Raw genomic sequence first — 22,120 nt, forward strand, 5'->3', positions numbered from 1 at the left:
CATCAGGCATTTCGCGCCTGTTCCCGCAGCAGTCGGTTGACCGTCTCGCGGCGCAGGCCAATCAATTGCCCGATTTCATCTTGGGTCAAAATATCGGTAATGGTCTGTGGCGCAATGTACGTCTGAAACCATTGCTGCAGCTTGACCAGCTTGTCAGCGGGCGTCACCTGCGTCAACTGGTCAATCCGCTGCTGCATCATGCGCAGCTTGCTCTGAAGCAGCAGCGCGATTTCCCTGCTTTTCGTCTCGTCGCGATTCAGCTCATCATACCATCGCTCCGGGGAAATTCGTTCAAACTCTGAGGTAACAAGTGCGACAGCCGTTCCATGATAAGGCATCGGACTGAGCAGCGAATGATGGGGGATCGTCTCCCCCGCCACTATGAGATTCACAAGAAACGGATTGCCGTCCTCATGGATACGCATAATTTTGAGCATACCGCTTTTAAGATGGAACAGATCGCCGGTCTCGCCTTGTCTGAATAACGTTTCTCCTTTGTGCAGCAGCATATGAGCCTCCTTAACAAAAGCCCTTCCGAACTCTCGGAGGGCTTGTTTGTTGATATTGCAGAACCGATTTCCATTCCTTGCGTGCAATTCCAACTTATCCAATAGCGATTATGTTGACGATTCGCTCGTCTCAGGGGTACAATAATGCAGGCAGAAAATCCTGCTCCAATTAATTTTCACCCTTAAAGGCGGTATTGTAATGCGACTGAAAACCTATGCGATCTGTATATATATTCTATTCATTTATTGGATTTCATCCCATATTCCCCAGATGCATTCCCTGTTCTTCCCTACGCTCGGCGCCTTCAGCCTGCTGTTTATTTCACGGCCGCTTAATCGTACGGAACTCAGGAATATTGCAACGGGAGCAATCGTGGCGTCAGCTATCGGCTCATTGTTTGTTAATCTAAGCACGGGCATTCTCTCTCTTCTCGCAACCCTTCTCATCGTCCTTGGCCTGATGAAGAAATTGAACTGGAACGCGCCGCCGATATTGGCCGTTGCCTTAATTCCGTTCTTTACCCAGCCGCCTAACATGTGGGTCATCCCCGTATCCGTAGCTTGTACGCTGGCAGGCTTGCTCGTTATCTTGTCTGCTGCCGCTTTCGCAGAGAAGCTGACAAGCAACAAATCGGCGGTGATCAAAGCGGATTCCGATACCGCGGCGTAGCCCCCGCTCTGTGCCCATACTGGCACAGTCTCTGATCACCTTTGCTATACTTCCGGTTAATAAGGGCGCCGCTCCACTTCGAGCCCTTCCGGTATCGTGACAATCAAGTTAGGGTTTAGCGAGTCCGAGGTCAACACACCGCTCTTCGCATCTGGCGCATTCACGAACACATACATCGAAGAGCCCACTATGTTTGTGTGAAGCAGCTCGTTCTGGTTCGACATCGGCTCCATCGAACGATAACGAATCTGTCCGATAAGCTGCAGCTCATTCGTATCTGCTTCCTCCACAGTTACATACAAGGTAGACTGTACGACAATCGTTTTTATCCCCGCAGGCACTTCGATTTTCCCGCTTTCTACGTACGCCGTTCTGGAAGTCATATTGATCTCTCGCTGCAGCTCGCCGTAGATTCCGGACGACATGAGCAGCGCCAGCATCATACTCCCCACGCCAAGCAAACCGACAAAAAACACGCTCAGCCAATCATACCGAATAATTGTATTGGATTTTCCTGACGTATTCAGGTAGATCAGAAGCTCCACGCCTAGCAAAATAAACACAACGGGCGCCACCCATAGCAGCAGCTCGTATGCCTCTGTATCCTGCCAGATCGATACCGCAAAGGCCGTGCCGATCAGAATGAGCGTAATGCCCATCGACAGCGAGCCGACACGCCATTCTCGTTCAGCCGGCTTCGAAGCCGGATAAGGCTCGGCAGGGTACGGATTGACGGGTCTATGCATATCCATCATGCGTTTCCTCCCCTGTCTTCAAAGCGCGGCGGCGGCTCGCTGGGGGACGGTGTGCCGCTGCCAAGCAAGCTGCGCCGACCGAACGCCAGCCGCAACCCGATAACGATCATGACGAATGCGATGACCGCTGTCGGCAGCATATACTTGTACTGCATATATTGCTGGTACAGTCCCGGCCAGTTCCTTAAGACAGTATCAAGCAGAATGCGGTCAATCAGGAAGTAGATGCCGAACCCGAGCAGTCCAATACCGAGCCAGCGTTGATACGGAACGATCGCAGGCAGTAGCGGCTCGTCGTTCATTTGCTGACGCCCATAGCGGGATAGCTGAGCAAGGGCATCGAAGAAGGCAAAGAACCAGAATAACGGCAGCAAGAACAAAAATAGCGAGAGGCGCAAATTGTCCATAATAAAGATTGCCAGAAGGAAGCCCGCCATCAGCTGCAGTCCTCTCTTTTGCAAGCCGAGATAGAGATGCCCCGCTCCCGGGAAAATAGCCAGTGCGATCGTAAACACCCGGTTCTTCTGACCGGAAGCAATGTGGGCTTCAACTCCTTCGAACAGCGACTTATCCTCTAGTGCCTCGCCGCGCATCTTCTGCTGTACGAGACTGGAAGCATCGAACATGCTGTAGATCCAGATGACGGGCAGCGCCAGCAGGAATACCAGCAGCGATCCTGAATTGGTGATGAAGCTTAAGAAGAGCGTAATCGCGAACAAGCCGACGAAAGAGACCAAGAATGTAATGCCTCTCTGCATCAATCCCAGATTCATATGACCGAGACCGGGGATGATGGACATCATGATCGTTTTGCTTTTCATTTGTTCCAACTCATAATCCGGCCGCTGGGCGTAACCCGGTCCCGGTGGTACACCCTGTTGATTATACGATGCACCCGGGAAGCCTGCAGGACCATACGGAGGCGGAGGGCCTGTATGGGATGGGCCTCCCGCATACTCACCATGCGGCATATAGCCATGCGTTGCCTGCGGTGTGAACACCTTGCCCGATACAAGCGTAATGATCATATCCAGCATATTCACAAAACCGAATACGGCAGCTACGAACATTAGAAAGATCACAAACTCCTCGTTACCATAGCCTCCGCTTACGAACCAAATAAACAGAGCCAAGGCAATAGCGCCAAAAAAACCTCCCCCATACAGCAGACCGCGAATCGGCCTTCTCAGATACAGATGTCCCGCACCGGGAATAAAAGATAGAAAAAACGCAACAAGCGGGCTTTTATCCATCATATCTCATACTTCCTTTCACTCTTCATTATTTAAACCGCCAGGATTGAATGCCGTCGAGCCAGTTCCCGGCTTGATTGACCAGCCGGTCCGACCAGGAAGGCGCAGACATCCATTCCGCTCCAACGTGTTGCGGCGGGATAGGGTTCGTGTCCCTTTCATGCAGCTGCTGCAGCGATTGAGAGAAGCTCGTGAGCGCGCCCGTTGCCAACAGCATAAGAGTTATGGAAGCCGCAATCGTATAATGCGTAACGGGATGCTGCAGCCATGAGCCGCGTTCGCGCGTCGTGCGTCTATCCGCTTGCTTCCTCTCCTGTTGTTGCTTCCCATTCTGCACTGGTTTCGTATCATCTGCGGGCTCAGGAGGCTTCTTCTCCTGCGTCTCTTCTTTCATGACCATAGGCAGCCGGTCAGGAACCGGCGAAGGAGCAACTTCGATGAATGGTGAGTGCTCCGCTTCCCCTGCATCCGTGTGCATCAGAGCAGCCATTACCGCATCTTCCATTCTCGCCATGTCGGGCAGTCCGGCTTCCATCCACAATGGTTCGTCAGCATTGTCCGCTTCCTCCATCATGGCCATGAACCGCCATAGGCAGCCCTCGCAAACTTCCAGCTCCGAGTCCGCATGTTCGCGCTCGCCCGGAGTCAGCTCATTGCAGATATATCGCCGCAATTGCTCATCTGTCAGATGTCCTGCTTCCATTCCATTCATTCAAAGTCCTCCTTTCGCCAATGCTGCCGCATCCAATTCCGGGCGCGGTAGAGTCTGGACTCTACACTTTTGCGCTCCAGCCCCGTCTCGGCGGCAATTTGCTCGTAGCTTTTTTCCTCTATATAAAAGGCATGTATAACTTCGCGATAACGATCCGGCAGTTCGTCAACCTTGGCGTGTATGTACCTCAGTTCCTCCGCGCGCAGCGCGATTGATTCTGCTGCAGGAACAGGCAAGGCGCTCAGCATGCCTTCCGCTTGAAACTCCGTCTGCTGCAAGTCGACGGTCTCCTGCTTCATAAGCTGCTCAGGCCGTCTAGCCTTGCTTCGCTTGAAATCGATAGCCCGGTTAACGGCTATTCGGGTAATCCAGGTCTTCAGCCCATCCATTCGGTAATTCGGGAGAGAGCGATAGATGAGCAGTAGGACTTCCTGGGTCACGTCTTCTGCATCATGCGGCGAATGCAGCACGGCGAAGACGGTCTTGTAGATGTAAGCTCCATAGGCTTGCACGAATGGTCGATATTGCTCGGGCCCGCCATCGCGTACAGCTTTGAGCCATGCTTCGTCTTGAATTGCGCTCTCCTCCCTTCCCGATACAGATAGACGTTGGTTCCACATTGAAACCCTGCGCAGTGTACAAATTATTTTTAGACGAACAGATATCTGGTTCATTCTACAGTGCAGTCCCTGATAACTGCAACCACGCACGGGCAGCATTCCGCAGCCGAATCAAGCAGCCTATCCCAGATACCGACCGAAAAAATATGGACTGAGCACCCTTATCCTTGTATAATTCCCAAAAAGGAAACAGAGGAGGGCTACCATGATTACGTACCCGCAATTGAAACCAAACGCGACGATTGGCGTTACAGCGCCATCATCCGGCGTGCAAGAAGAGCTGCACTACATTCTGACCGAAGCGGTCGCCAAGATGAAGAATGAAGGATTTGCCGTCACTCTGGGAGAAACACCATGGACACAGCACAAAGCCAAGTCCTCCTCTGCTATCGAGAGAGCCTCGGAGCTGAACGCCATGATGGCCGACAAGGACATTGACATCATTATTCCGCCATGGGGCGGAGAACTGCTCATTGAGCTATTGGAGCATCTGAATTTCGCCAATTACCCTGATAAGTGGCTGCTGGGCTACTCGGATACGAGCATTCTGTTGCTCGCCATGACACTCGCTACGGGAATCGCGACGGCGCATGGCACGAATCTGGTAGATTTGCGCGGAGAATATTGGGACGACACCACCGCTTTATGGCTCCAGGCTCTGCGCACGAAGACGGGCGAGTCGATCGTACAGCAATCCTCCCCCCTATTTCAGAAGGAGTGGAACTTTGAGACGCCTTCGCCATGTGTCTTCCACTTAACGGAGCCTACGAGCTGGAAGTCCGTCCAAGGCAGACCTGTCCATCTGGCAGGACGGTTGCTGGGCGGCTGTATCGATATCATTCGCCATCTGGCGGGGACGCCGTACGGAGATGTCGCTGCGTTCCGGCAGAAGCATATCCCGGGCGAGCCGATCGTGTGGTACTTCGAGATTTGCGATTTGCGCACAACGGATCTTAAGCGGTCGCTTGTGCAGCTAAGGCTTGCCGGCTGGTTCGACCGTTGCTCCGGCCTCATGTTCGGCAGAAGCGCAGCGAATGCGCCTGTAGAGGGCTATGAGATCGAAGATGTGTACCGTGATCTGGCGGAAGAGCTTGAACTGCCAGTTATCTACGATATCGATTGCGGCCATGTTCCGCCTCAAATGACATTTATCAACGGAGCCTATGCAGAAATCGCTGTAGCCGAGGGTAAAGGAACGGTTACACAATACTTTAGACCTTAATGAAAGTTTTCATCAATGGAAGTAATACAGCAGAAACAAAACGACCCGGCTCCAGTGAGCCGGGTCTTTACTTTATTGAAATAAGCGTCACTATCCGCCCAGAGCATCCTTCAGCTCAGCAGGCGTACGCTCCCACCATTCCGCGTTATGTTCAACCAGAAGCTTGCGTAGCGCAGCTTTCTCTTCATCGCCGAGGTTATCCACCATATAACGGCGCTTGAGCGCATAGTCGAGACGGTTCACATGATCGGCAAGAATCTTCCAACCGCGTCTCGCCTCCGTATCGATCATCATCTCGCATGCTGTCGCTCCCGCATAGTACGAACCTTCCTCGTTGCGGTCGACCGCAACCCAGACAATCCAGCACTCGCGTCCGTTCGGTGTGTCTTCCTTGTTAGGCGTGAACTTGATGCCCCGCTCGATCTTGCTCTTCGCATGCATCGCTCCTACATCAATATAAGCGACTCCTTGATCGATCATTACACAAGCCACATCGCTCAGATCGATAGAGCCTGCGCCAAAGCCTTTATGTTTCTTGCTGCTCACTACGTTGAGCGACAAGGATTTCTTCTCTTTAACCTCCGGCTGAGCCGGCGTATTTTCTTGCTCCGTCATGCTTATCCCACCTTCCCATACAATAATTCCATTTTAGCTAATAATCTTGGAATTGCAAACATATACATGCTGTAGATGCTTGTCAACGGGAGGGAAACGTTCAATGACTCCACGCAATATCAAACGGATTTTATTCGGTTCGCTCGCAGTCGTCTTCCTCGTCACCTCGATGAAGTACGGCTTCGGAGAAGCATGGCTATCCCAATATACCTATGCGCTTGCCCCTGCCGCCGATGTCATGCAGCCTTCTCCTGCCCCAAATTCGGCCAAGCCGCAAGTTGTCCAGCAGCCGGACTCAGCCATGCCGCCGAAGCCGCAGCCGCTGAGCAAACGGGTAGTCGAGTACCACATTAACGTCTCGCTTCGCGATGACGGTCAACATCTGGACGGAGCGCAGGATGTTACCTGGACGAACCCTGGCAAAAAAACGGTGTCCGAGCTCTATTTCCACCTATACCCGAACGCCTTCCAATCTCCCAAGACGACGTTCATGACCGAATCTCATGGCATGCTGCGCAAGGATAAGGCGACACCGAACAGCAGAAGCCATATGAAGCTGCTGGAGCTGCAGACGCTTGAGGGCGAGAGCCTGCTTCCGCGCCTGCAATACACACAGCCTGATGATGGCAATCCAAGCGACTATACGCTTGCGAGACTGCGCCTGCCAGAGCCTGTGCCTCCCGGCAAGTCGGTTACGCTTCGCATGAGCTACGAGGTGAAGCTGCCCGAGGTATTCGCCAGAATGGGCTACTCCGGGGACTTCATCATGGCTGGCCAGTGGTTCCCGAAGCTGGCCGTATATGAAACCCAAGGCACGAGAGGACGCACCTCCGAAGGGTGGAACGTCCACCAGTACCACGGCAACTCGGAGTTTTACAGCGACTTCGGCATCTACAGCGTGCGAATTCAAGTGCCCGAAACGTATACCGTCGCGGCTACAGGATTCCAGACCAAGCCGATTGTCCAGCAAGACGGCACCAAGCTGTTCCAATTTTATGCGGAGGATGTGCATGACTTCGCTTGGGCGGCATCGCCGAATTTCATCTACGAGGAAGTCGCCTTCTCGGACAAGGGCATTCCGGGCGTGAGGATCAAGCTCTATCTTGATCCGGCACACGCAGAGCTGAAGGACCGTTACATGCATGCAGCCAAGTCTGCGCTAGCGAACTACTCCAGATGGTACGGCACCTATCCGTACAATACCCTGTCCGTTGTCGTGCCTCCGAAAGGAGCTGCCGGTGCTGGCGGCATGGAGTACCCGACGCTCGTTACCGCTTTTGCAGCCGAGAACAGCGATCCCGGCTACGAACTGGAGCGCACCGTCGTGCATGAGATCGGCCATCAATTCTGGTATGGGATGGTCGCCTCCAACGAATTCGAGGAAGCATGGCTGGATGAGGGCTTTACCTCCTATGCCGAGGACAAAGTGATGGAAGCAGCCTACGGCATTACGCCTAACCTGCGTCTTGAAGCCAGCTTTATGACCCATCCCGCTCCGCTCAGGCAGCCGTCTTGGGCTTATGGCAGCCATCTTCAATATGCCGAAAACGTGTACATGCGTGCCAAGCTGGTTCTGGTGGATATCGAGAACAAAGTCGGCGAGAAGATGATGAACCGTATCATGCGTACCTACTTCCAGAAGTACAAGTTCAAGCACCCGGCTACGGCAGACTTCCAGCGTGTCGTGGAGCAAGTGACGAAGGCTGATTGGACCGAGTATTTCAACCAATTTGTCTACAGCAACCGAATGGCCGACTTCTCTGTGGATGCCATCGAGGTCAAACCGATTGAACGCGAGGAAGGCCAACTGTATGAATCCACCGTGCTCATCAGGAAAAACGGCGGTACGACGGGACCGATCCCGATCCTGTTCAAGTTCACGGACGGATCGACTATCGTAAAGGAATGGGCGGGAGACGAGTCTCATATTCAATATACCGAAGTGACAATCGCGCCTCTGGAATGGGTCTCCGTCGACCCTGATCATACCAACGTGCTGGACAACAAGCTGATCAACAACTTTATGCTGGCCGAGCTTCCAGGAGAGACACGCACGAGATGGAACGTTGGCGTATCCAAGTTCATTCAAGGCGTATTGGGCGCGTTCGGCTGGTAGCAGCCCCCCTGCCCATCGGTACGTATTCGCTTTTCAAGGAGAGATCGAGATGAAACAAAACATGTTGCAAGGCTGGCGGCTGGCATTCCGGCATTTGAACCTGGTCATCCTGCTATTCCTATACCAGCTGCTATGGGGCTTCCTCGTCTACCGCACAATCGACGATACGGTATCTCCGCTGCTCAGGCGCTTTCCCGCCTCTGCCCCGACCGAGCAGGCCGTGCAGTCATTCCTTGCGGAGGCCCAGTTCCAGCTATTCAAGACCGACCTGATCACACCTTATCTATGGCTGCTTGGCGGATTGTTCCTAGCCCGTATGCTGCTGACGCCGCTTTTCAATGCCGGACTGTTATACTCCCTTCACCATCAGTACGATCGCGGAGAGGGAACGCGCATTCTAGAAGGCATCCGCAAGACGTGGAAGCCGATTATGCTGCTGTACTGGATTAGCTCCGCCCTCATGTTGGCTCCAGCATGGTGGTTTCTGCCGAAGTGGATTGACGCGTTGAGACATGGGCTTTCGCCGGCATTTCTGTCTGCTGTCGCGCCGGGAGCCGCAGTATGGCTTCTCTGGATCGCACTCGTTCATCTGCTGTTCCTCTCCATGCAGTTCGGAGCGGTGTCCGGCGAAGGCGTGTTCCCTGCGTTATGGCGTTCCGTAAGGCGCTTCCTTCCATATGCCGCAATCTCGCTGCTCATGTGGGGCATCGTTGCGCTGTTGGGTCTTGCGATTACGAGTATGTCGATGATCTGGGCAGGGCTGTTCGCCCTCATCGTGCACCAAGGTTATCCCCTTGTCCAAACGCTGCTTCGGGTATGGACCATCGCTTCGCAGTACAATTGCTTGAAAGCCGATAACTCGCCTTGAACGAAAAGAAGCTGTTTCCCTTGTAGGCCGTATGCCTATTGGAAAGCAGCTTCTTTGATTCTGATGCGTTATGCATTATGCATTATGCGTTATGCGTTATGCGTTATGCGTTATGCCGCAATGGTTGCTTTCATCTGCCTGGTCTTGCGAATCCGGATTGACATGAGGGACGCAAACAAGCAGAGAAATCCGGCAACAACGAAAGGAACCGTATAGCTCCCCATTGCTTCCCGCACCACACCTGCTCCGTAGGCGGCAAGCGCCGCTCCAAGCTGATGGGCAACGAGAATCCAGCCGAATACCATCCCCGCCTTCTCCTTGCCGAATACATCGGACGCAAGCTTGGCTGTAGGCGGCACCGTTGCAATCCAGTCCAGACCATAGAAGACCGAGAAGATCAGCAGCTGCGTATAGCCCGTACCCAGCGCATAGGGCAAGAAGATCAGCGACAGCCCTCTTAACCCGTAATACCAGAAGAGCAGCCAGCGGCTGTCGAAACGGTCGGTCAGCCATCCTGAGAGTGTCGTTCCGATCAGATCGAACAAGCCCATCAGTGACAGCAGTCCAGCAGCGATTACAATGGAGATACCGAAGTCCCCGCAAGCGGGAATGAGATGCGTCCCGATCAGACCATTTGTGGAAAATCCGCATAAGAAGAAGGTTCCGGCCAGCAGCCAGAAGGTCCCGCTTTTTGCAGCTGTGCCGAGTGCCTTAATCGGTGTAGTGAACAAATTGCCGGTGAACGGAACCGGCTCCTCCACCTGATCCTCGCCAAGCGCCGGTTTCCCAACATCGGAAGGGTGATTTTTCATGCCCAATACCACTAGCGGAACAAGCAGCAGCAAGGCGCCTGCAACCAGATAGATCGAGAAGCGCCAGCCCAGCGCATCCGTTGCTTGCGCAAGCAGCGGCAGGAACAGCAACTGCCCGGTCGCTGCGCTGGCTGTCAGCAAGCCGATGACCAGTCCCTTATGTTTGACGAACCAGCGATTCGCTACTGTCACGCCAAGCACATTGGCAAGCGACCCGGTACCTAGCCCTACAAGCACGCCCCATAACCCAATATAATGCCACACCTGTGTCATCATTGGGGTAATCAGAATACTTGCGACTAGCATGCCTATCGAAATGACCATGATTTTTTTAATGCCGAACCTTAACATAAAAGCCGCTGCGAACGGCCCCATTAAGCCATAAAGCAATATACGAATCGAAGCTGCCGCAGATACCGCTCCCCGGTCCCAACCAAACTCATCCTCCAGAGACAGCATAAGCACGCTCGGCAATGAATTGATTGCAGCCGATACGAGCAGCGTTAAAAAGACGATACCTACTACTATCCAGCCGTAATATAAACGCGTTGCGCTTTGACCTCTTCCCATCCCCATTTTCCATCCTATCTCTCTGTTTGAGATTGTTTTTGATTACTCAACAATGATTGCTTGATTGTTATTGTAACTGAATTAGTTACATTAATGGCCACAAAAAAACTAACCTCCCGCCAAGACTACTATCCACAAAATTATCGCGTCTGCGCGTTCTCCATAATGTCTTGATAGACCGCCTCCAGCGAGGTTGCCGCAAGCTCATTGCGGAATGCCAGCTCAGCCCGGTCATAATACATTCTTAAGGTCGGTTTTATGCCTCTGCCCACCGGACAATTATCGTTCGGCTCACTATGATGCAGCTCCTGAAGCGGCCCTCCGTTCACGGCATCGTATACATCCAGAAGCGTGATGTCTCCGGCCACCTTCGCCAGCTTCCATCCGCCATTGACGCTGCCTCGGCGAACCTGAACCAAACCCGCTTTGTTCAACGCAGACAAGATGCGTCTGATGAATACGGGATTTGTATTTACGCTCCGCGCGATGACCTCGGATGAAATAAAAGTATCCTTCCGGTCTTGCTCATACCGAATACGGGATAGAATATGCAGAGCAATCGTAGACTGACTATTGGTACTCATACTCTCCCTCCTTAATAGAACCATCATAGTTACATTTGAAGCGGCTGTCAATCAATATTAGAGGGATAGCTTGTCGATGATCCGATGCCTATCCACCACTGTCTTTCATCAAGTGCTGCGTCTGCCTTGCATCTCACGATTGGATGGACAATCCTGCGCCTCTGCGGTTAAGCAGCATCTTCACCCCTTCATGATCACCCTTAAATTTGGATCACGCCTGCATAATATAACAAAACCAGCAGGACCAGCACCGGGGCTACAAACCGCAGCATGAACAGCCAGATTCGGAACCATATCGGCGATAATCGCGCTTCCTCAGCCGCCCCTTTCCAGACATACCCGGCAAATATCGTAATAACCAGTCCACTAATGGGCAGTACCACATTGGAGCATATAAAGTCGACCCAATCGAACAAAGCTCTCCCACCAAACGAAAGCCAAGGGCCTTCGCCCAACGACAGCGCGGACGGAACGCCCGCAAGGAAGCAAAACAGTCCCACGATGGCGACAGAGACAGGACGGCTCCATCCGAAGGTCTCTCTTGCAAAAGCGACCGGCACTTCCAGCACCGATACCGCCGAGGTAATCGCTGCGAATGCTAGAAGGACAAAAAACAATCCGCCGAACACCGCGCCGAGCGGCATTGCGGAGAAAGCAGCCGGCAGCGCAATAAATACAAGACTCGCTCCCTGAGTCGGTTCAATGCCAAATACAAAGATGGTCGGGAAAATAATCAGCCCCGCCAACAACGCATACAAGACATTCCCTACACCTACTGCAAGGGTTGCCGTGCCGAGCGACTGTTTTTTTTGGACATAAGCGCCGTACGTAACCATCGTTCCCATCCCCAGCGACATCGAGAAAAAGGCTTGCCCAAGTGCTACTAGCGCCGACTCCGCCGTCAGCTTGCTGAAATCCGGCTTCAGGAAAAAGGATATCCCCTCTCCCGCTCCCTCCAGCGACAGCGCCTGAACGGCCAACAGCAGCAGCAAAACAACCAGCGACGGAATCAGCACTTTATTGAAACGTTCGATGCCCTCAGACACGCCGCGTATCAGGACCAATGCCGTCACCAGCATCACGACCAGCTGCCAGCCGATCGGCAGCCAGCTATTCATGAACCGCCCGAAGAGACCCGCATAATCTTGGGTGGAGAATAGCTCTCCTGTAAAGCTCAGCACCGCATAATGGAGCGTCCATCCCGCCACGATGCCGTAGAAGGACATGATGAAGAAGGAGCCTGCCACAGATAAAAAGCCGAGCGCCCCCCAAGCCTTCCTGCCGCTTAGCTTGCTTAGGGAGGATGAGGCATTCCCGCGTCCTCCCCGGCCTACCGCGAGCTCGGCGAGCAGAATAGGCAAACCCACCAGCAGCAGACAAACCATAAACAGCAGGAAAAACGCAGCTCCTCCGTATTGGCCCGTTACATAAGGAAACTTCCACATGTTGCCCAGTCCTACCGCACTGCCCACAGCCGACATAATAAAGCCTGTTGAGGAAAACCGGTCGGCACGCTGATCGTTTTGAGCCATAAAAAAAATACCACCCATCGCCAAAAGTTTCGGTAATGGGTAGTATGACCAACTTGACGCTTATGCCTCCAATTTTCGCAGGCGCAAATAATCGCCCACCATAGCCAGCCTCCACGGTACAATCATGCCGAACGCGAGCAGGTAGAAGATCGCCCCGGTCTGCGGGATCGACATATACTGTTCCACGACGCTATGCAGCATAAGCCGGGTCAGGAAGAGGACCAGCATAATGGCAATGAATGCTTTGGAGCGGCGAACGAAGATGTCCGAGTCCACCTTTTCCATGCTGGTGGTTACGATGAGCGGGAAAGAAAAGATCAGCAGTCCCGTTCCGAATGCGGACAATCCCCACAACCACGGAATATGGGTAACGGGGACTGCGAACATGATGAATCCTGTCGCCATACCGAGAGGCGGGATGACGATCTTCTTCAGCGTCGTCGGCCGTTTGCCCGCGCGCATGCGTATAATAATCAGGCTCAGCCCCGCCAGCACCGAAAACACGATCGCACCCGTCTGTACGATTGGATTGGACCACAGCATCCTCTGCAACCTCCATTGCTTTTATGTAAAAAAGTTTGGTTTGTTCCTAAATGACTTGCTCGGCTCGTGCGGCTCCTCCAAGCCAAGTTTTGCGGCTTGCAGCTCTACTACACGGCCCGGCGGCTACTCTAAGCCGAGTTTTTCGGCTTGCAGCTCTACTACACGGCCCGGTCAGCACCTCTAAGCCGAGTTTTTCGGCTTGCAGCTCTCCTTCACGAGCCCAACGACCCCTCTAAGCCGAGTTTCTCGGCTTGCAGCTCTACTACACGGCCCGGTCAGCATCTCTAAGCCGAGTTTTTCGGCTTGCAGCTCTCCTTCACGAGCCCAACGCCCCCTCTAAGCCGAGTTTCTCGGCTTGCAGCACCTCTGCTACAGCTTGGCTCATGCCAATTTATTCCGATAAGCTTACCTATCTATTAGTTTAACCTCCAGCCCCGCTCGTAAGCAAATACGATGTTCTTCTCCCTGTTAACCCAAAGCAGCGGCTTCTGCACGAGTGATCGCACAAAAGCCGCTGCCAAAATGAAATGAACATATAAATAGCTATGCTACGCCTGAACATGCCCCTGCGGGATAAACTTGCTAATATCTACGCCAAGCTCCCCGGACAGCTTCATGCCGAGCGTCCGGTCGGCGCGGAAGAAGTTGCAGATTGCGCGCAAGCGGATATCATCGTTGGTGGCCTGCAAATCATTGACCAGATTGGACACGAGATTGCGCTGCTGCTCCTCAGGCAAACCTCGGTAACGCTCACCCGCCTGTGTAAAGTCATCCGTCTTATCGATTTTCTGGCGTCCGGCGTCGCCTTGGAGCGGGATATGCGAATCTTGGTATGCCGCATCCTCCTTCGGACTGCCGGAATCGCTATTCGGCTCGTAATTGACCGGGGACGGATCAGCCTTCATCGTCATTGCTCCGTCGCGTTGGTAGTTGCGCACCGGCGCATACGGGCAATTGACCGGAATGTTCAAGTAATTGGCTCCAAGCCGATAACGCTGCGTATCCGGATACGAGAACAGTCTTCCCTGCAGCAGCTTATCCTCCGATGGCTCAATGCCCGGCACCAGCACGCTAGGGGCAAATGCCGATTGCTCCACTTCCGAGAAATAGTTGACCGGATTGCGGTTCAGCGTCATCGTGCCTACCTTGTGCAGAGGATACATATCCTCCGGCCATATTTTGGTCGGGTCCAGCGGATCGAACGCGTAGCGGTCGACATGCTCGATCGGCATTAGCTGCACATGCAGCTCCCATTCCGGATAATTGCCCAGCTCGATCGCTTCATACAAATCACGAGTGGCATGATTGAAGTCCTTTGCTTGCGTCTCCGCCGCTTCCTTCGCGGTAAAGTTGCGTACACCCTGCAGCGTCTTCCATGTGTACTTGACATACGTTTGCTTGCCTGCCGCGTTGATCCACTTGTACGCATGAACGCCGAAGCCATCCATCTCTCGATAGGTAGCTGGTGTTCCGTCATCGGAGAACAGCCAGGTCAGCATATGTGTCGATTCGGGAGAGAGTGTCATGAAATCCCAGTAACGCGCCGGTTCCTGAATATTTGTGTTCGGTGCTGGCTTCAGGGAATGCACCATATCCGGGAACTTCAGTGCATCGCGGATAAAGAAGATTGGCAGATGGTTCCCCACCAGGTCATAATTTCCTTCCTGCGTGTAGAACTTCACGGCGAAGCCGCGCGGGTCACGAGCAGTCTCGGGAGAGCCGGTGCCGTGGATAACGGTCGAGAATCTGACAAATACCGGTGTCTCGGTACCTGCGGCCCCCAGGAAGTGAGCCCTCGTATGCTCCTCCATGCTGTTCTCCAGCCGGAACACGCCATGGGCTCCGGCACCGCGCGCATGCACGACGCGCTCCGGAATACGCTCGCGGTCGAAATGCGCGATTTTCTCTAGCAAATGGTAATCCTCCAGCAAGGTCGGCCCTCGCTGTCCTGCCGTTCTCGAATTCTGATTATCACCTACCGGCGCGCCTTGATTGGTCGTCAAACGATTATCCATTATATCCACCTCATTAGTTATATATTTAGACTTGATCTAAATCTTTAAACTAATTGTAACTTGCAGGTGTCCGGCTGTCATGAAATCATGATGAACGGTGCATGAACATTAGATGAATCCAATACGAATGTACAAGGAGGCTAGTGTTTAACGTCATCCGCAAGCCTGTAGCCGGCTCCGCGGACCGTGACGATATAGTGAGGCGATACCGCGCTATCCTTCAGCTTCTTGCGCAGTGTCTTGATATGCACATCGACCACGTTGCTGCCGCCGTAGAATTGCGAGCCCCAGACGTCGTCCAGTAGCATTTCTCTCGTCAGCACGGAACCGTCCGAATTCACAAAATACAGCAGCAAGTCGTATTCGGTCTTGGTCAGCTCCACCCGTACGCCTGCCCGCTCTACCTTCATCTTGCGCAGATCGATGCGGATATCCTTGAAGACGCGCACATCTTCCAGACTGCCGGCTGCCTGGACTGGGCGATTCTCCAACATGCGGTGAATGCGATTCAGCGCTTCTTCGGGCTGCGCAGGCCACTGAAGCAATTCTGCGCCTTGGAGCGACCGGTCTTTATGCTCCTCGAACGAAGGAGCGTCGAGCAGCACAAGCACGGGAACGTTATAGTCCCTCGCATCGGCCAGGAGCTCAGCACCGCCTTCCAGCGTATGGCCTACGGACGGCAGCGGCAATGGCAATGCATCATAGACAAGCAGCTCCGGCTGCAGCGCTGGCAGCATACCCTTATTAAATTCATGCAGGGAGAATACGTCGAAGCATTCTGTCGACAAGGCCACCAGAAGGCTGCGCACGCGATCCGGCAGCGGACTGATGATCATAACTCTCTGCGTCAAAGAACAGAGGACACCCGTCTGCGGAGATGGGTCCGTCACGAAGTTTTGCTCGCGCATGTCTCGCACACCCCCTCCAGAACGACGTGGGCGTGCTCGATGCGGTAATGAGTTTCCTTCGCTACACTTGCCATCCAATCTGCAGGCATATCGACCAATACCTCGTCCACACGCCCGCACTTCAAGCACATGATATGCTGGTGATCTTCCATTCTGGCGTCGTATCGGCTTACCGCCTCCCCTAGCTTCAGCTCACGAATCAGTCCGACATCTGTTAAGTAGCGAAGAGAATTGTAGACTGTGCCATAAGCAAAGTTATGGCCGTTGCTGCGTAATCTCTCAATCACATCCGCTGCTGTCGGATGGTCGAACGCCTGTTGCACAACTTCGTACACGGCTTTCCTCTGTATAGTTAAGTTTATTTTGTTCATGACTTCTTCATGCCGCCTTCATCAAATGATTTTAGACTAAGTATAAATTCATTTTCAGACACCGTCAACCTTCCCTGCTTCTTAACACCATCGTAACGTTTTTGACACAAATAAGAGTTGTCTGAATATTTACAAAATTAAAATAATAGGCTATAATAGAGTCATAACAAACGAGAGGGGATAGTCCATTGAAGTAGGTTAGCGAAGCGTGTTCCACTAACGCGGGAAGGAGTTGGCCGTATACAGGAGCATGCGGGGACTCGGTGCAGTTGGATAATCGGAAGTGGATGATACATTCGAAAGGATCATGCAATACCTAATTCAAGAGGCTGTGCAAGCAGTAGAATGGAGCGTTTGAAGAAATTGAATAGTTGTTCCTCAGAAACATGAAGGGATTTCGGTTATCATCGATAAGCGAAATCCCTTTTTATGTGTTGCAGGACTATAGTATGGGGCTAAGCAGCCGGGAAATCGACTCCTTGAACCGGTTGAACAGCGGTCGTTGGTCGTAATCCTCTTGGGTCAGCGTTCGGGAGTGAAGCACATCCTCCTCGAAGATATTAATTAACCGCGTAGCTGTCTCATAATCATAAATGAACGCATTCATTTCGAAATTAAGCTTGAAGCTGCGAATATCCAGATTGGCCGTTCCGACAGAAGCGATTTTGCCGTCCACCACTAGCGTTTTCGCGTGAAGAAAGCCCTTCTCGTACAAATAAACATGCACCCCGCTCTTCAGCAGCTCGCCCAAGTAGGAATGCGTAGCCCAATAGACGAAGAAATGATCCGGCTTGCTTGGAAGCATGATGCATACTTTGACGCCGGACAGCGCCGCGATGCGCAGAGCCGTCATCAGACTCTCATCCGGCACAAAATACGGCGTCTGCAGCCTGATCGTTTCTTTGGCGGAATAAATCATCTTAATGTAGGCGTTCTTGATCTCCTGATACTCCGTATCCGGTCCGCTCGCCACCAGTTGCATGCCGATCTTCCCGCCCACAAAAGGAACAACGGGGAAATACGCCTCGCTCAAATTAATACGCCCGGAGGATGCGAGATTCCAGTCCATCAGGAATTGCGCCTGCATCTGCAGGACAGCGCCGCCCGTCACCTTCAAATGCGTATCCCGCCATTCTCCAAAATGCTTATTAAGGCCCAAATATTCGTCTCCGATATTAAAGCCGCCTATGTAGCCAGCCTTGCCGTCGATAATGGCAAGCTTCCTATGGTTGCGGTAGTTGATCTTCAGATTCAGGTAAGGAATGCGCGATGGGAAAAAGGCTGCCTCCATCCCACCTGCTTCGCGAAGCTCCCCGAAAAACCGCCTCGGCAAATTCGAGCTGCCGATATGATCGTACAAGAATCGGACTTCGACGCCTTGCGCCGCCTTCTTCGTCAGTGCCCCGACCAGCTTCCTGCCAAGCGCATCATCGCGAACGATATAGTAGACCAGATGGATATGATGCTGCGCTGCGTCAATATCTGCGATCAACGCATCGAACTTCTGATTGCCCTCGGTAAAGATCTCGATGGAATTATTGCTGGTATACAGAGCGTAGCTCGTAATCAGGTTCATGTAGATCATATCCTGGTATTCCGACAGTTCACTATCCGCCGGGAGCAGCCGGTGCTCCAGCAGATCAACCCTCTGCTTCTCCAGCGTATCTTCCAATATTCTTTGATTATCCCCTAGCAGCTTGTTAAGCTGCCGCTTCCGAACCTTCTGTCCCAGCACCAGATACATAATAAATCCAAGCACCGGTATAAAAAACAAGACCATTAGCCAAGCCCAAGTCGAGCTGGCATTGCGCCGTTCCAAAAAAATAACCGTAATCGCCAGAAAAATATTGAGCAGCATAATGATCAAATAAATATTTTGGAGCATGGTGATATGCACGCTCGGCACCTCCGTGTCGCCACAAATCCGATTTGTACTAAGTATAAAAGAGGGTTGCCCTTGACCATCCTATTCATAGGAGGTGAATAGACAATGGCAAAGGACGTATTATGTGAAGTGAACTCATGCAAGTTTTGGGCGGCAGGAAACAATTGCGGTGCGAGCAGTATCTATGTGGTCAGCAATCGCGGCAAGCAGGCAAGCCATTCCGAAGAAACCGACTGCAAGACATTTGAATCAAAGATTTAAAGAACCGCCTCATTGGCGCAGCCTGGGGACTAGCGTCCATTCATGCATGCTGCTGGCTATTCGCTTATCTCCAGCCGCTGCGCCGTTTCTCTATTGTGCGTCTGCCTTCAACTTATCATTCTCTACTTCGTTCCGCTAACTGGAACGGCATCGTAGTGCTCCTCCAGCGTCGAACCGTCCGCCGCAATCTCGAGAGCAAGGTCCACGCCTACATATCGCAAATGCCAAGGCTCATACTGGTAACCAGTTATACCCTGCTTTCCTTCCGGGTAGCGAATAATGAACCCATAGTCCGCCGCATACTTCTTCAGCCAATCCGCTTCCTTCGTATCGCCGAAGCAATCAGCCGCTGCACACTTGCCGTCGCTGCTTGTGACGTCTACCGCCAGCCCTGTTTCATGCTCGCTCGTTCCGGGTAATGCGCTGTATGTTCTCGCTTTCTCATAGCCATCGCGCTTCACATAGCGGTCGAACAAAGCCTTTTGCGTCTTGTGCGAGCGGTATGCCGACACGCCGGCCAGATAGATATTATCCTTCTCGGCGCCCGCGAACAGATTCTCCAGCGCCTCCGCCGCTTCCTTACGCATCATCCGTTTCTCGATCTTTTCTTTGAAAATAAACCGCACATCCGGGTAGACCAGATCGCCCGGCACGTAATCGTCCGGCAGCATATTGAACGGATTCACAAGCGCTGCCACGCTCTCCGGCTTGCCGATTACCGCAATGGCACCGTCTTCGCCTTTGGAGATACCGGCTTGTCCGCCATTAGCCGAACCCGGCTTATCCGTAACAGGAGGTGCTGTCGCCTCTCCGCCTGATGGCTTGTCCGTTGCAGGAGGCGTTGTCGCTTCGCCACCGCTTGGCTTGTCCGTCGCAGGAGTCTCTGTCGCCTCTCCGCCCGTTTCTTGTGGAGTCTGCCCGGATACTTCCCCTTCGCTCTCGCCAGAGCCGTCATCCGCTCCTTCGGCCAGCTTCGGCGGCGTCTCCGTGACCGCTTCCTTCTTCTCCAAGACGGCATATGCGCCCAGCACAACGACGACCGCTAGTGCGACCAACATCAAAAACTTCCCTCTGCCCATTCTGGTTCCTCCTGTTCGTAACATGGCATATCCTATCTATTGACGTTTGCAGACATCAGGATGATGCGACTAACGTTTGTTAATTTTCGACATTCCTGTTAAGGGCCCTTTTGCCTTTTGACAATTGCCTCCCAGAAGGAGCATAATGATAGTGGATTTACAATACGATTATAATTATAGAAAAAAAGCGCTGGCGGCTGGCTCGGAGAGAAAGCCGGTTTTTGCTGTGAAAGGTAGGGTCAAAGTGTCAATCATAACATCAAAGCGGCTATTGAGCACTCGTCCCATTTTGTTTTTTTCGCTCATTATGCTTCTCAAAAGCTACTTAGCTTGGATGGTTATTTTCGAAGGCGGTCCGTCCTGGACGACTATGCTCAAGGAAATTCCGTTCGTACTTATCGTGTATTGCCTCATTGAGTGGTTCGCCAGCAAGAGGAAGCTTCTCTATTATCTCATAGCGAACCTGACCATGACATCTATTCTATTTGCAGTCATCATGTATTACAAGTATTACGGCGTAATTGTCACCTATTTCGCACTTGCGCAGGTGAACCAGGTTACCGCAGTCAAAAACAGCGTATTTTCACTCATGGACCCTTATTTCCTGTTCATCTACACGGATGTCGTGATTCTGATGTTCCTGATGTTCCGCAAGAATAAGGCGATAGAATGGAAAAACTCGTTCAAGCGCAAAGAGAATACCAGATTCGTCGTCGGCTTGCTGACGGTATCGCTGGTTATCTGTCTGTTCAACGTACTGCCGAACCGTGCCAGCATGAATGAGATCGTCAAAGCAGAACAAATGGGTATTCTTAATTATGAGGCCTATACCATTTTCTCCAACAAAGATATCGACTATGTCGATTCGGACCAAATCTCGCAAGAGAAGATTAACTCCGTCAAGAAGACTCAGCCTCCAGCCGAACCGGTGCTGCACGCAACGGCTAACGGCAAGAACCTGATTATCTTGCAGATGGAGTCCATGCAGAATTTCCTGGTCGGACTAAACATTGAAGGTCAAGAAATCATGCCGAATCTGAACAAGCTCGTGAAGGAGAACAGCTACTTCAAGCACTTCTACCAGCAGGTTGGACAAGGCAATACATCCGACGCCGAATTCGTTATTAATACATCGCTATACATTCCGCCTCGCGGCGCTGCGACTCAGATGTACGCAGGCAAAGAGCTGCCTAGCTTGCCGAAGCTCCTGAAGGGACACGGCTATGATACAGCGACCTTCCATACGAACGTCGTGGAATTCTGGAACCGCGGCGAGTTGTATAAGGCGATCGGCTTCGACCGTTATTACGATGCTGAATTTTTCGGAACGGAAGACACTGTATTTTTCGGCGCTTCCGACGACATGTTATATAAGAAAACGATAGATGAACTGGCGCGTATGGATCAGAATGACAACCCATTCTATGCTCAAGTCATCTCCATGACGGCGCATCATCCGTACACCATTCCAGATGACAAGAGGCTCATTACGCTGCCGGAACGCTTCAACAATACGCTTGTTGGCGATTATATTGTCTCGCAGAACTATGCCGACCACGCACTGGGTATTTTCATTGAAGACCTCAAGGCGCGCGGCATCTGGGACAACAGCTTGATTGTGCTGTATGGCGATCATCTGGGGCTGCCTATCTATTCTTTGGATCGTCATGAGAAGGATCTGATGGCGGAAATTTACTCGCGTGAATACACGTACACGGATATGATCAATATTCCGCTCGTTATCGTGAATCCGGACAAAACCGTGCAGCCAGCCGAGTACGAGCAGCTCGGCGGACAAGTCGACGTGCTGCCGACTGTAGCTAATTTGCTGGGCATGTCATTGAACGACCAGGTTCATTTTGGCCAAGACTTGTTCAATCAGACTTATAACATCCTGCCTCAACGCTATTACTTGCCGAGCGGCTCGTTCCTGAGCAGCCAAGAGCTGTTCATGTCGGGCAGCGGCTTCGAGGACGGCAAGCATTATCCGCTCGCTGGGGACGGCAACGACGAGAACAAGGCAACCGAAGACGAATTCGAACGCGCGCTAGAGCTGCTGAATTTGTCCGACAGCTATGTGAATCATTTGCCGAATTGGAAGAAAGATCAGAAATAAAAAAAGGTCCTCCCTTCAAGACTGCTTGATGCAGCTTGAGACGGGAGGACCTTTTTTTATCGATAGCGGTATCGGCTAGAATATGCTCTTCCTTATCGCTGGAC

The 22,120-nt window shown here is 52.4% G+C and carries 21 protein-coding genes; 6 read left to right on the forward strand and 15 right to left on the reverse strand.

Annotation, left to right across the window (positions count from 1 at the left end):
* Nucleotides 1-2: 2 nt before the first annotated feature.
* A complete protein-coding gene (locus ACFVSO_RS25735) occupies nucleotides 3-509 on the reverse strand; it encodes a Crp/Fnr family transcriptional regulator (protein ID WP_387479512.1) in 507 nt (168 codons plus the stop codon).
* A 199-nt stretch (nucleotides 510-708) separates the two neighbouring features.
* On the opposite strand from ACFVSO_RS25735, the gene ACFVSO_RS25740 reads away from it, so the two are divergent.
* A complete protein-coding gene (locus tag ACFVSO_RS25740; protein ID WP_387479514.1) occupies nucleotides 709-1,179 on the forward strand; it encodes a hypothetical protein in 471 nt (156 codons plus the stop codon).
* A 56-nt stretch (nucleotides 1,180-1,235) separates the two neighbouring features.
* Here the strand turns inward: ACFVSO_RS25740 and ACFVSO_RS25745 are convergent, their stop codons facing one another.
* Genes ACFVSO_RS25745 through ACFVSO_RS25760 form a run of 4 tightly spaced genes read right to left on the reverse strand, consistent with a single transcriptional unit; the run spans nucleotide 1,236 to nucleotide 4,519 of the window.
* A complete protein-coding gene (locus tag ACFVSO_RS25745; RefSeq protein WP_387479516.1) occupies nucleotides 1,236-1,934 on the reverse strand; it encodes a hypothetical protein in 699 nt (232 codons plus the stop codon).
* Nucleotides 1,931-3,190 (reverse strand): hypothetical protein, encoded by a 1,260-nt coding sequence (locus ACFVSO_RS25750; RefSeq protein ID WP_387479518.1) that lies wholly within the window; start codon nucleotides 3,188-3,190, stop codon nucleotides 1,931-1,933. The genes ACFVSO_RS25745 and ACFVSO_RS25750 overlap by 4 nt, the downstream gene beginning before the upstream one ends.
* A 25-nt stretch (nucleotides 3,191-3,215) precedes the next feature.
* The gene (locus ACFVSO_RS25755) at nucleotides 3,216-3,899 is read right to left on the reverse strand and encodes a hypothetical protein (protein WP_387479520.1); all 684 of its coding nucleotides are present in this window, start codon (nucleotides 3,897-3,899) and stop codon (nucleotides 3,216-3,218) included.
* Entirely contained in the window at nucleotides 3,896-4,519 is a 624-nt protein-coding gene (locus ACFVSO_RS25760) for an RNA polymerase sigma factor (RefSeq protein WP_387479522.1), read from the reverse strand. The genes ACFVSO_RS25755 and ACFVSO_RS25760 overlap by 4 nt, the downstream gene beginning before the upstream one ends.
* A gap of 205 nt (nucleotides 4,520-4,724) precedes the next feature.
* On the opposite strand from ACFVSO_RS25760, the gene ACFVSO_RS25765 reads away from it, so the two are divergent.
* The gene (locus tag ACFVSO_RS25765; RefSeq protein ID WP_387479524.1) at nucleotides 4,725-5,741 is read left to right on the forward strand and encodes a S66 family peptidase; all 1,017 of its coding nucleotides are present in this window, start codon (nucleotides 4,725-4,727) and stop codon (nucleotides 5,739-5,741) included.
* 90 nt (nucleotides 5,742-5,831) lie between these two features.
* Here ACFVSO_RS25765 and ACFVSO_RS25770 read toward each other — a convergent pair whose 3' ends face one another.
* Nucleotides 5,832-6,356 carry a YwhD family protein gene (locus tag ACFVSO_RS25770; RefSeq protein ID WP_387479526.1) on the reverse strand — a complete coding sequence of 175 codons (525 nt, stop codon included), beginning with the start codon at nucleotides 6,354-6,356 and terminating at the stop codon, nucleotides 5,832-5,834.
* 103 nt (nucleotides 6,357-6,459) lie between these two features.
* On the opposite strand from ACFVSO_RS25770, the gene ACFVSO_RS25775 reads away from it, so the two are divergent.
* Both ACFVSO_RS25775 and ACFVSO_RS25780 read left to right on the forward strand, forming a co-directional pair.
* Nucleotides 6,460-8,472 carry a M1 family metallopeptidase gene (locus tag ACFVSO_RS25775; protein ID WP_387479528.1) on the forward strand — a complete coding sequence of 671 codons (2,013 nt, stop codon included), beginning with the start codon at nucleotides 6,460-6,462 and terminating at the stop codon, nucleotides 8,470-8,472.
* 49 nt (nucleotides 8,473-8,521) lie between these two features.
* Complete coding sequence (locus ACFVSO_RS25780) at nucleotides 8,522-9,340, forward strand: hypothetical protein (RefSeq protein ID WP_387479530.1); 819 nt, start codon at nucleotides 8,522-8,524, stop codon at nucleotides 9,338-9,340.
* 110 nt (nucleotides 9,341-9,450) lie between these two features.
* Here the strand turns inward: ACFVSO_RS25780 and ACFVSO_RS25785 are convergent, their stop codons facing one another.
* The 8 genes from ACFVSO_RS25785 to cls form a co-directional block, all read right to left on the reverse strand.
* Nucleotides 9,451-10,722 (reverse strand): MFS transporter, encoded by a 1,272-nt coding sequence (locus ACFVSO_RS25785; protein ID WP_387479532.1) that lies wholly within the window; start codon nucleotides 10,720-10,722, stop codon nucleotides 9,451-9,453.
* Between the two features lie 140 nt (nucleotides 10,723-10,862).
* Entirely contained in the window at nucleotides 10,863-11,306 is a 444-nt protein-coding gene (locus tag ACFVSO_RS25790; RefSeq protein WP_387479535.1) for an Rrf2 family transcriptional regulator, read from the reverse strand.
* Between the two features lie 200 nt (nucleotides 11,307-11,506).
* Complete coding sequence (locus ACFVSO_RS25795) at nucleotides 11,507-12,838, reverse strand: sodium-dependent transporter (RefSeq protein ID WP_387479537.1); 1,332 nt, start codon at nucleotides 12,836-12,838, stop codon at nucleotides 11,507-11,509.
* A 60-nt stretch (nucleotides 12,839-12,898) separates the two neighbouring features.
* Nucleotides 12,899-13,381, reverse strand: a complete 483-nt coding sequence (locus ACFVSO_RS25800; protein WP_387479539.1) for a CcdC family protein — start codon at nucleotides 13,379-13,381, stop codon at nucleotides 12,899-12,901.
* 548 nt (nucleotides 13,382-13,929) lie between these two features.
* The gene (locus ACFVSO_RS25805; RefSeq protein ID WP_387479541.1) at nucleotides 13,930-15,396 is read right to left on the reverse strand and encodes a catalase; all 1,467 of its coding nucleotides are present in this window, start codon (nucleotides 15,394-15,396) and stop codon (nucleotides 13,930-13,932) included.
* Nucleotides 15,397-15,536: 140 nt separating this feature from the next.
* Nucleotides 15,537-16,304, reverse strand: a complete 768-nt coding sequence (locus tag ACFVSO_RS25810) for a response regulator transcription factor (RefSeq protein ID WP_387479543.1) — start codon at nucleotides 16,302-16,304, stop codon at nucleotides 15,537-15,539.
* A complete protein-coding gene (locus ACFVSO_RS25815; protein WP_387479546.1) occupies nucleotides 16,283-16,675 on the reverse strand; it encodes a Fur family transcriptional regulator in 393 nt (130 codons plus the stop codon). The genes ACFVSO_RS25810 and ACFVSO_RS25815 overlap by 22 nt, the downstream gene beginning before the upstream one ends.
* 442 nt (nucleotides 16,676-17,117) lie before the next feature.
* Nucleotides 17,118-18,566: a cardiolipin synthase gene (gene cls / locus ACFVSO_RS25820; protein WP_387479719.1), complete on the reverse strand. Its 1,449-nt coding sequence runs from the start codon at nucleotides 18,564-18,566 to the stop codon at nucleotides 17,118-17,120.
* A gap of 99 nt (nucleotides 18,567-18,665) precedes the next feature.
* Here cls and ACFVSO_RS25825 point away from each other — a divergent pair, with 99 nt between their 5' ends.
* Nucleotides 18,666-18,821 (forward strand): DUF1540 domain-containing protein, encoded by a 156-nt coding sequence (locus ACFVSO_RS25825; RefSeq protein WP_387479548.1) that lies wholly within the window; start codon nucleotides 18,666-18,668, stop codon nucleotides 18,819-18,821.
* Between the two features lie 122 nt (nucleotides 18,822-18,943).
* Here ACFVSO_RS25825 and ACFVSO_RS25830 read toward each other — a convergent pair whose 3' ends face one another.
* The gene (locus ACFVSO_RS25830; protein WP_387479550.1) at nucleotides 18,944-19,900 is read right to left on the reverse strand and encodes a M15 family metallopeptidase; all 957 of its coding nucleotides are present in this window, start codon (nucleotides 19,898-19,900) and stop codon (nucleotides 18,944-18,946) included.
* A gap of 244 nt (nucleotides 19,901-20,144) precedes the next feature.
* On the opposite strand from ACFVSO_RS25830, the gene ACFVSO_RS25835 reads away from it, so the two are divergent.
* Nucleotides 20,145-22,016: an LTA synthase family protein gene (locus tag ACFVSO_RS25835; RefSeq protein WP_387479720.1), complete on the forward strand. Its 1,872-nt coding sequence runs from the start codon at nucleotides 20,145-20,147 to the stop codon at nucleotides 22,014-22,016.
* The last annotated feature ends 104 nt before the right edge of the window (nucleotides 22,017-22,120 follow it).

It is taken from the genome of Paenibacillus sp. NPDC057967 (genome assembly GCF_042887015.1).
Lineage (GTDB): Bacteria > Bacillota > Bacilli > Paenibacillales > Paenibacillaceae > Pristimantibacillus.

What these genes read in the sequence shown, in the direction of transcription:
- ACFVSO_RS25735 (WP_387479512.1), bottom strand. Translation starts at nt 509, where the DNA reads ATGCTGCTGCACAAAGGAGAAACGTTATTCAGACAAGGCGAGACCGGC.
- ACFVSO_RS25740 (WP_387479514.1), top strand. Translation starts at nt 709, where the DNA reads ATGCGACTGAAAACCTATGCGATCTGTATATATATTCTATTCATTTAT.
- ACFVSO_RS25745 (WP_387479516.1), bottom strand. Translation starts at nt 1,934, where the DNA reads ATGATGGATATGCATAGACCCGTCAATCCGTACCCTGCCGAGCCTTAT.
- ACFVSO_RS25750 (WP_387479518.1), bottom strand. Translation starts at nt 3,190, where the DNA reads ATGATGGATAAAAGCCCGCTTGTTGCGTTTTTTCTATCTTTTATTCCC.
- ACFVSO_RS25755 (WP_387479520.1), bottom strand. Translation starts at nt 3,899, where the DNA reads ATGAATGGAATGGAAGCAGGACATCTGACAGATGAGCAATTGCGGCGA.
- ACFVSO_RS25760 (WP_387479522.1), bottom strand. Translation starts at nt 4,519, where the DNA reads ATGTGGAACCAACGTCTATCTGTATCGGGAAGGGAGGAGAGCGCAATT.
- ACFVSO_RS25765 (WP_387479524.1), top strand. Translation starts at nt 4,725, where the DNA reads ATGATTACGTACCCGCAATTGAAACCAAACGCGACGATTGGCGTTACA.
- ACFVSO_RS25770 (WP_387479526.1), bottom strand. Translation starts at nt 6,356, where the DNA reads ATGACGGAGCAAGAAAATACGCCGGCTCAGCCGGAGGTTAAAGAGAAG.
- ACFVSO_RS25775 (WP_387479528.1), top strand. Translation starts at nt 6,460, where the DNA reads ATGACTCCACGCAATATCAAACGGATTTTATTCGGTTCGCTCGCAGTC.
- ACFVSO_RS25780 (WP_387479530.1), top strand. Translation starts at nt 8,522, where the DNA reads ATGAAACAAAACATGTTGCAAGGCTGGCGGCTGGCATTCCGGCATTTG.
- ACFVSO_RS25785 (WP_387479532.1), bottom strand. Translation starts at nt 10,722, where the DNA reads ATGGGAAGAGGTCAAAGCGCAACGCGTTTATATTACGGCTGGATAGTA.
- ACFVSO_RS25790 (WP_387479535.1), bottom strand. Translation starts at nt 11,306, where the DNA reads ATGAGTACCAATAGTCAGTCTACGATTGCTCTGCATATTCTATCCCGT.
- ACFVSO_RS25795 (WP_387479537.1), bottom strand. Translation starts at nt 12,838, where the DNA reads ATGGCTCAAAACGATCAGCGTGCCGACCGGTTTTCCTCAACAGGCTTT.
- ACFVSO_RS25800 (WP_387479539.1), bottom strand. Translation starts at nt 13,381, where the DNA reads ATGCTGTGGTCCAATCCAATCGTACAGACGGGTGCGATCGTGTTTTCG.
- ACFVSO_RS25805 (WP_387479541.1), bottom strand. Translation starts at nt 15,396, where the DNA reads ATGGATAATCGTTTGACGACCAATCAAGGCGCGCCGGTAGGTGATAAT.
- ACFVSO_RS25810 (WP_387479543.1), bottom strand. Translation starts at nt 16,304, where the DNA reads ATGCGCGAGCAAAACTTCGTGACGGACCCATCTCCGCAGACGGGTGTC.
- ACFVSO_RS25815 (WP_387479546.1), bottom strand. Translation starts at nt 16,675, where the DNA reads ATGAACAAAATAAACTTAACTATACAGAGGAAAGCCGTGTACGAAGTT.
- ACFVSO_RS25825 (WP_387479548.1), top strand. Translation starts at nt 18,666, where the DNA reads ATGGCAAAGGACGTATTATGTGAAGTGAACTCATGCAAGTTTTGGGCG.
- ACFVSO_RS25830 (WP_387479550.1), bottom strand. Translation starts at nt 19,900, where the DNA reads ATGGGCAGAGGGAAGTTTTTGATGTTGGTCGCACTAGCGGTCGTCGTT.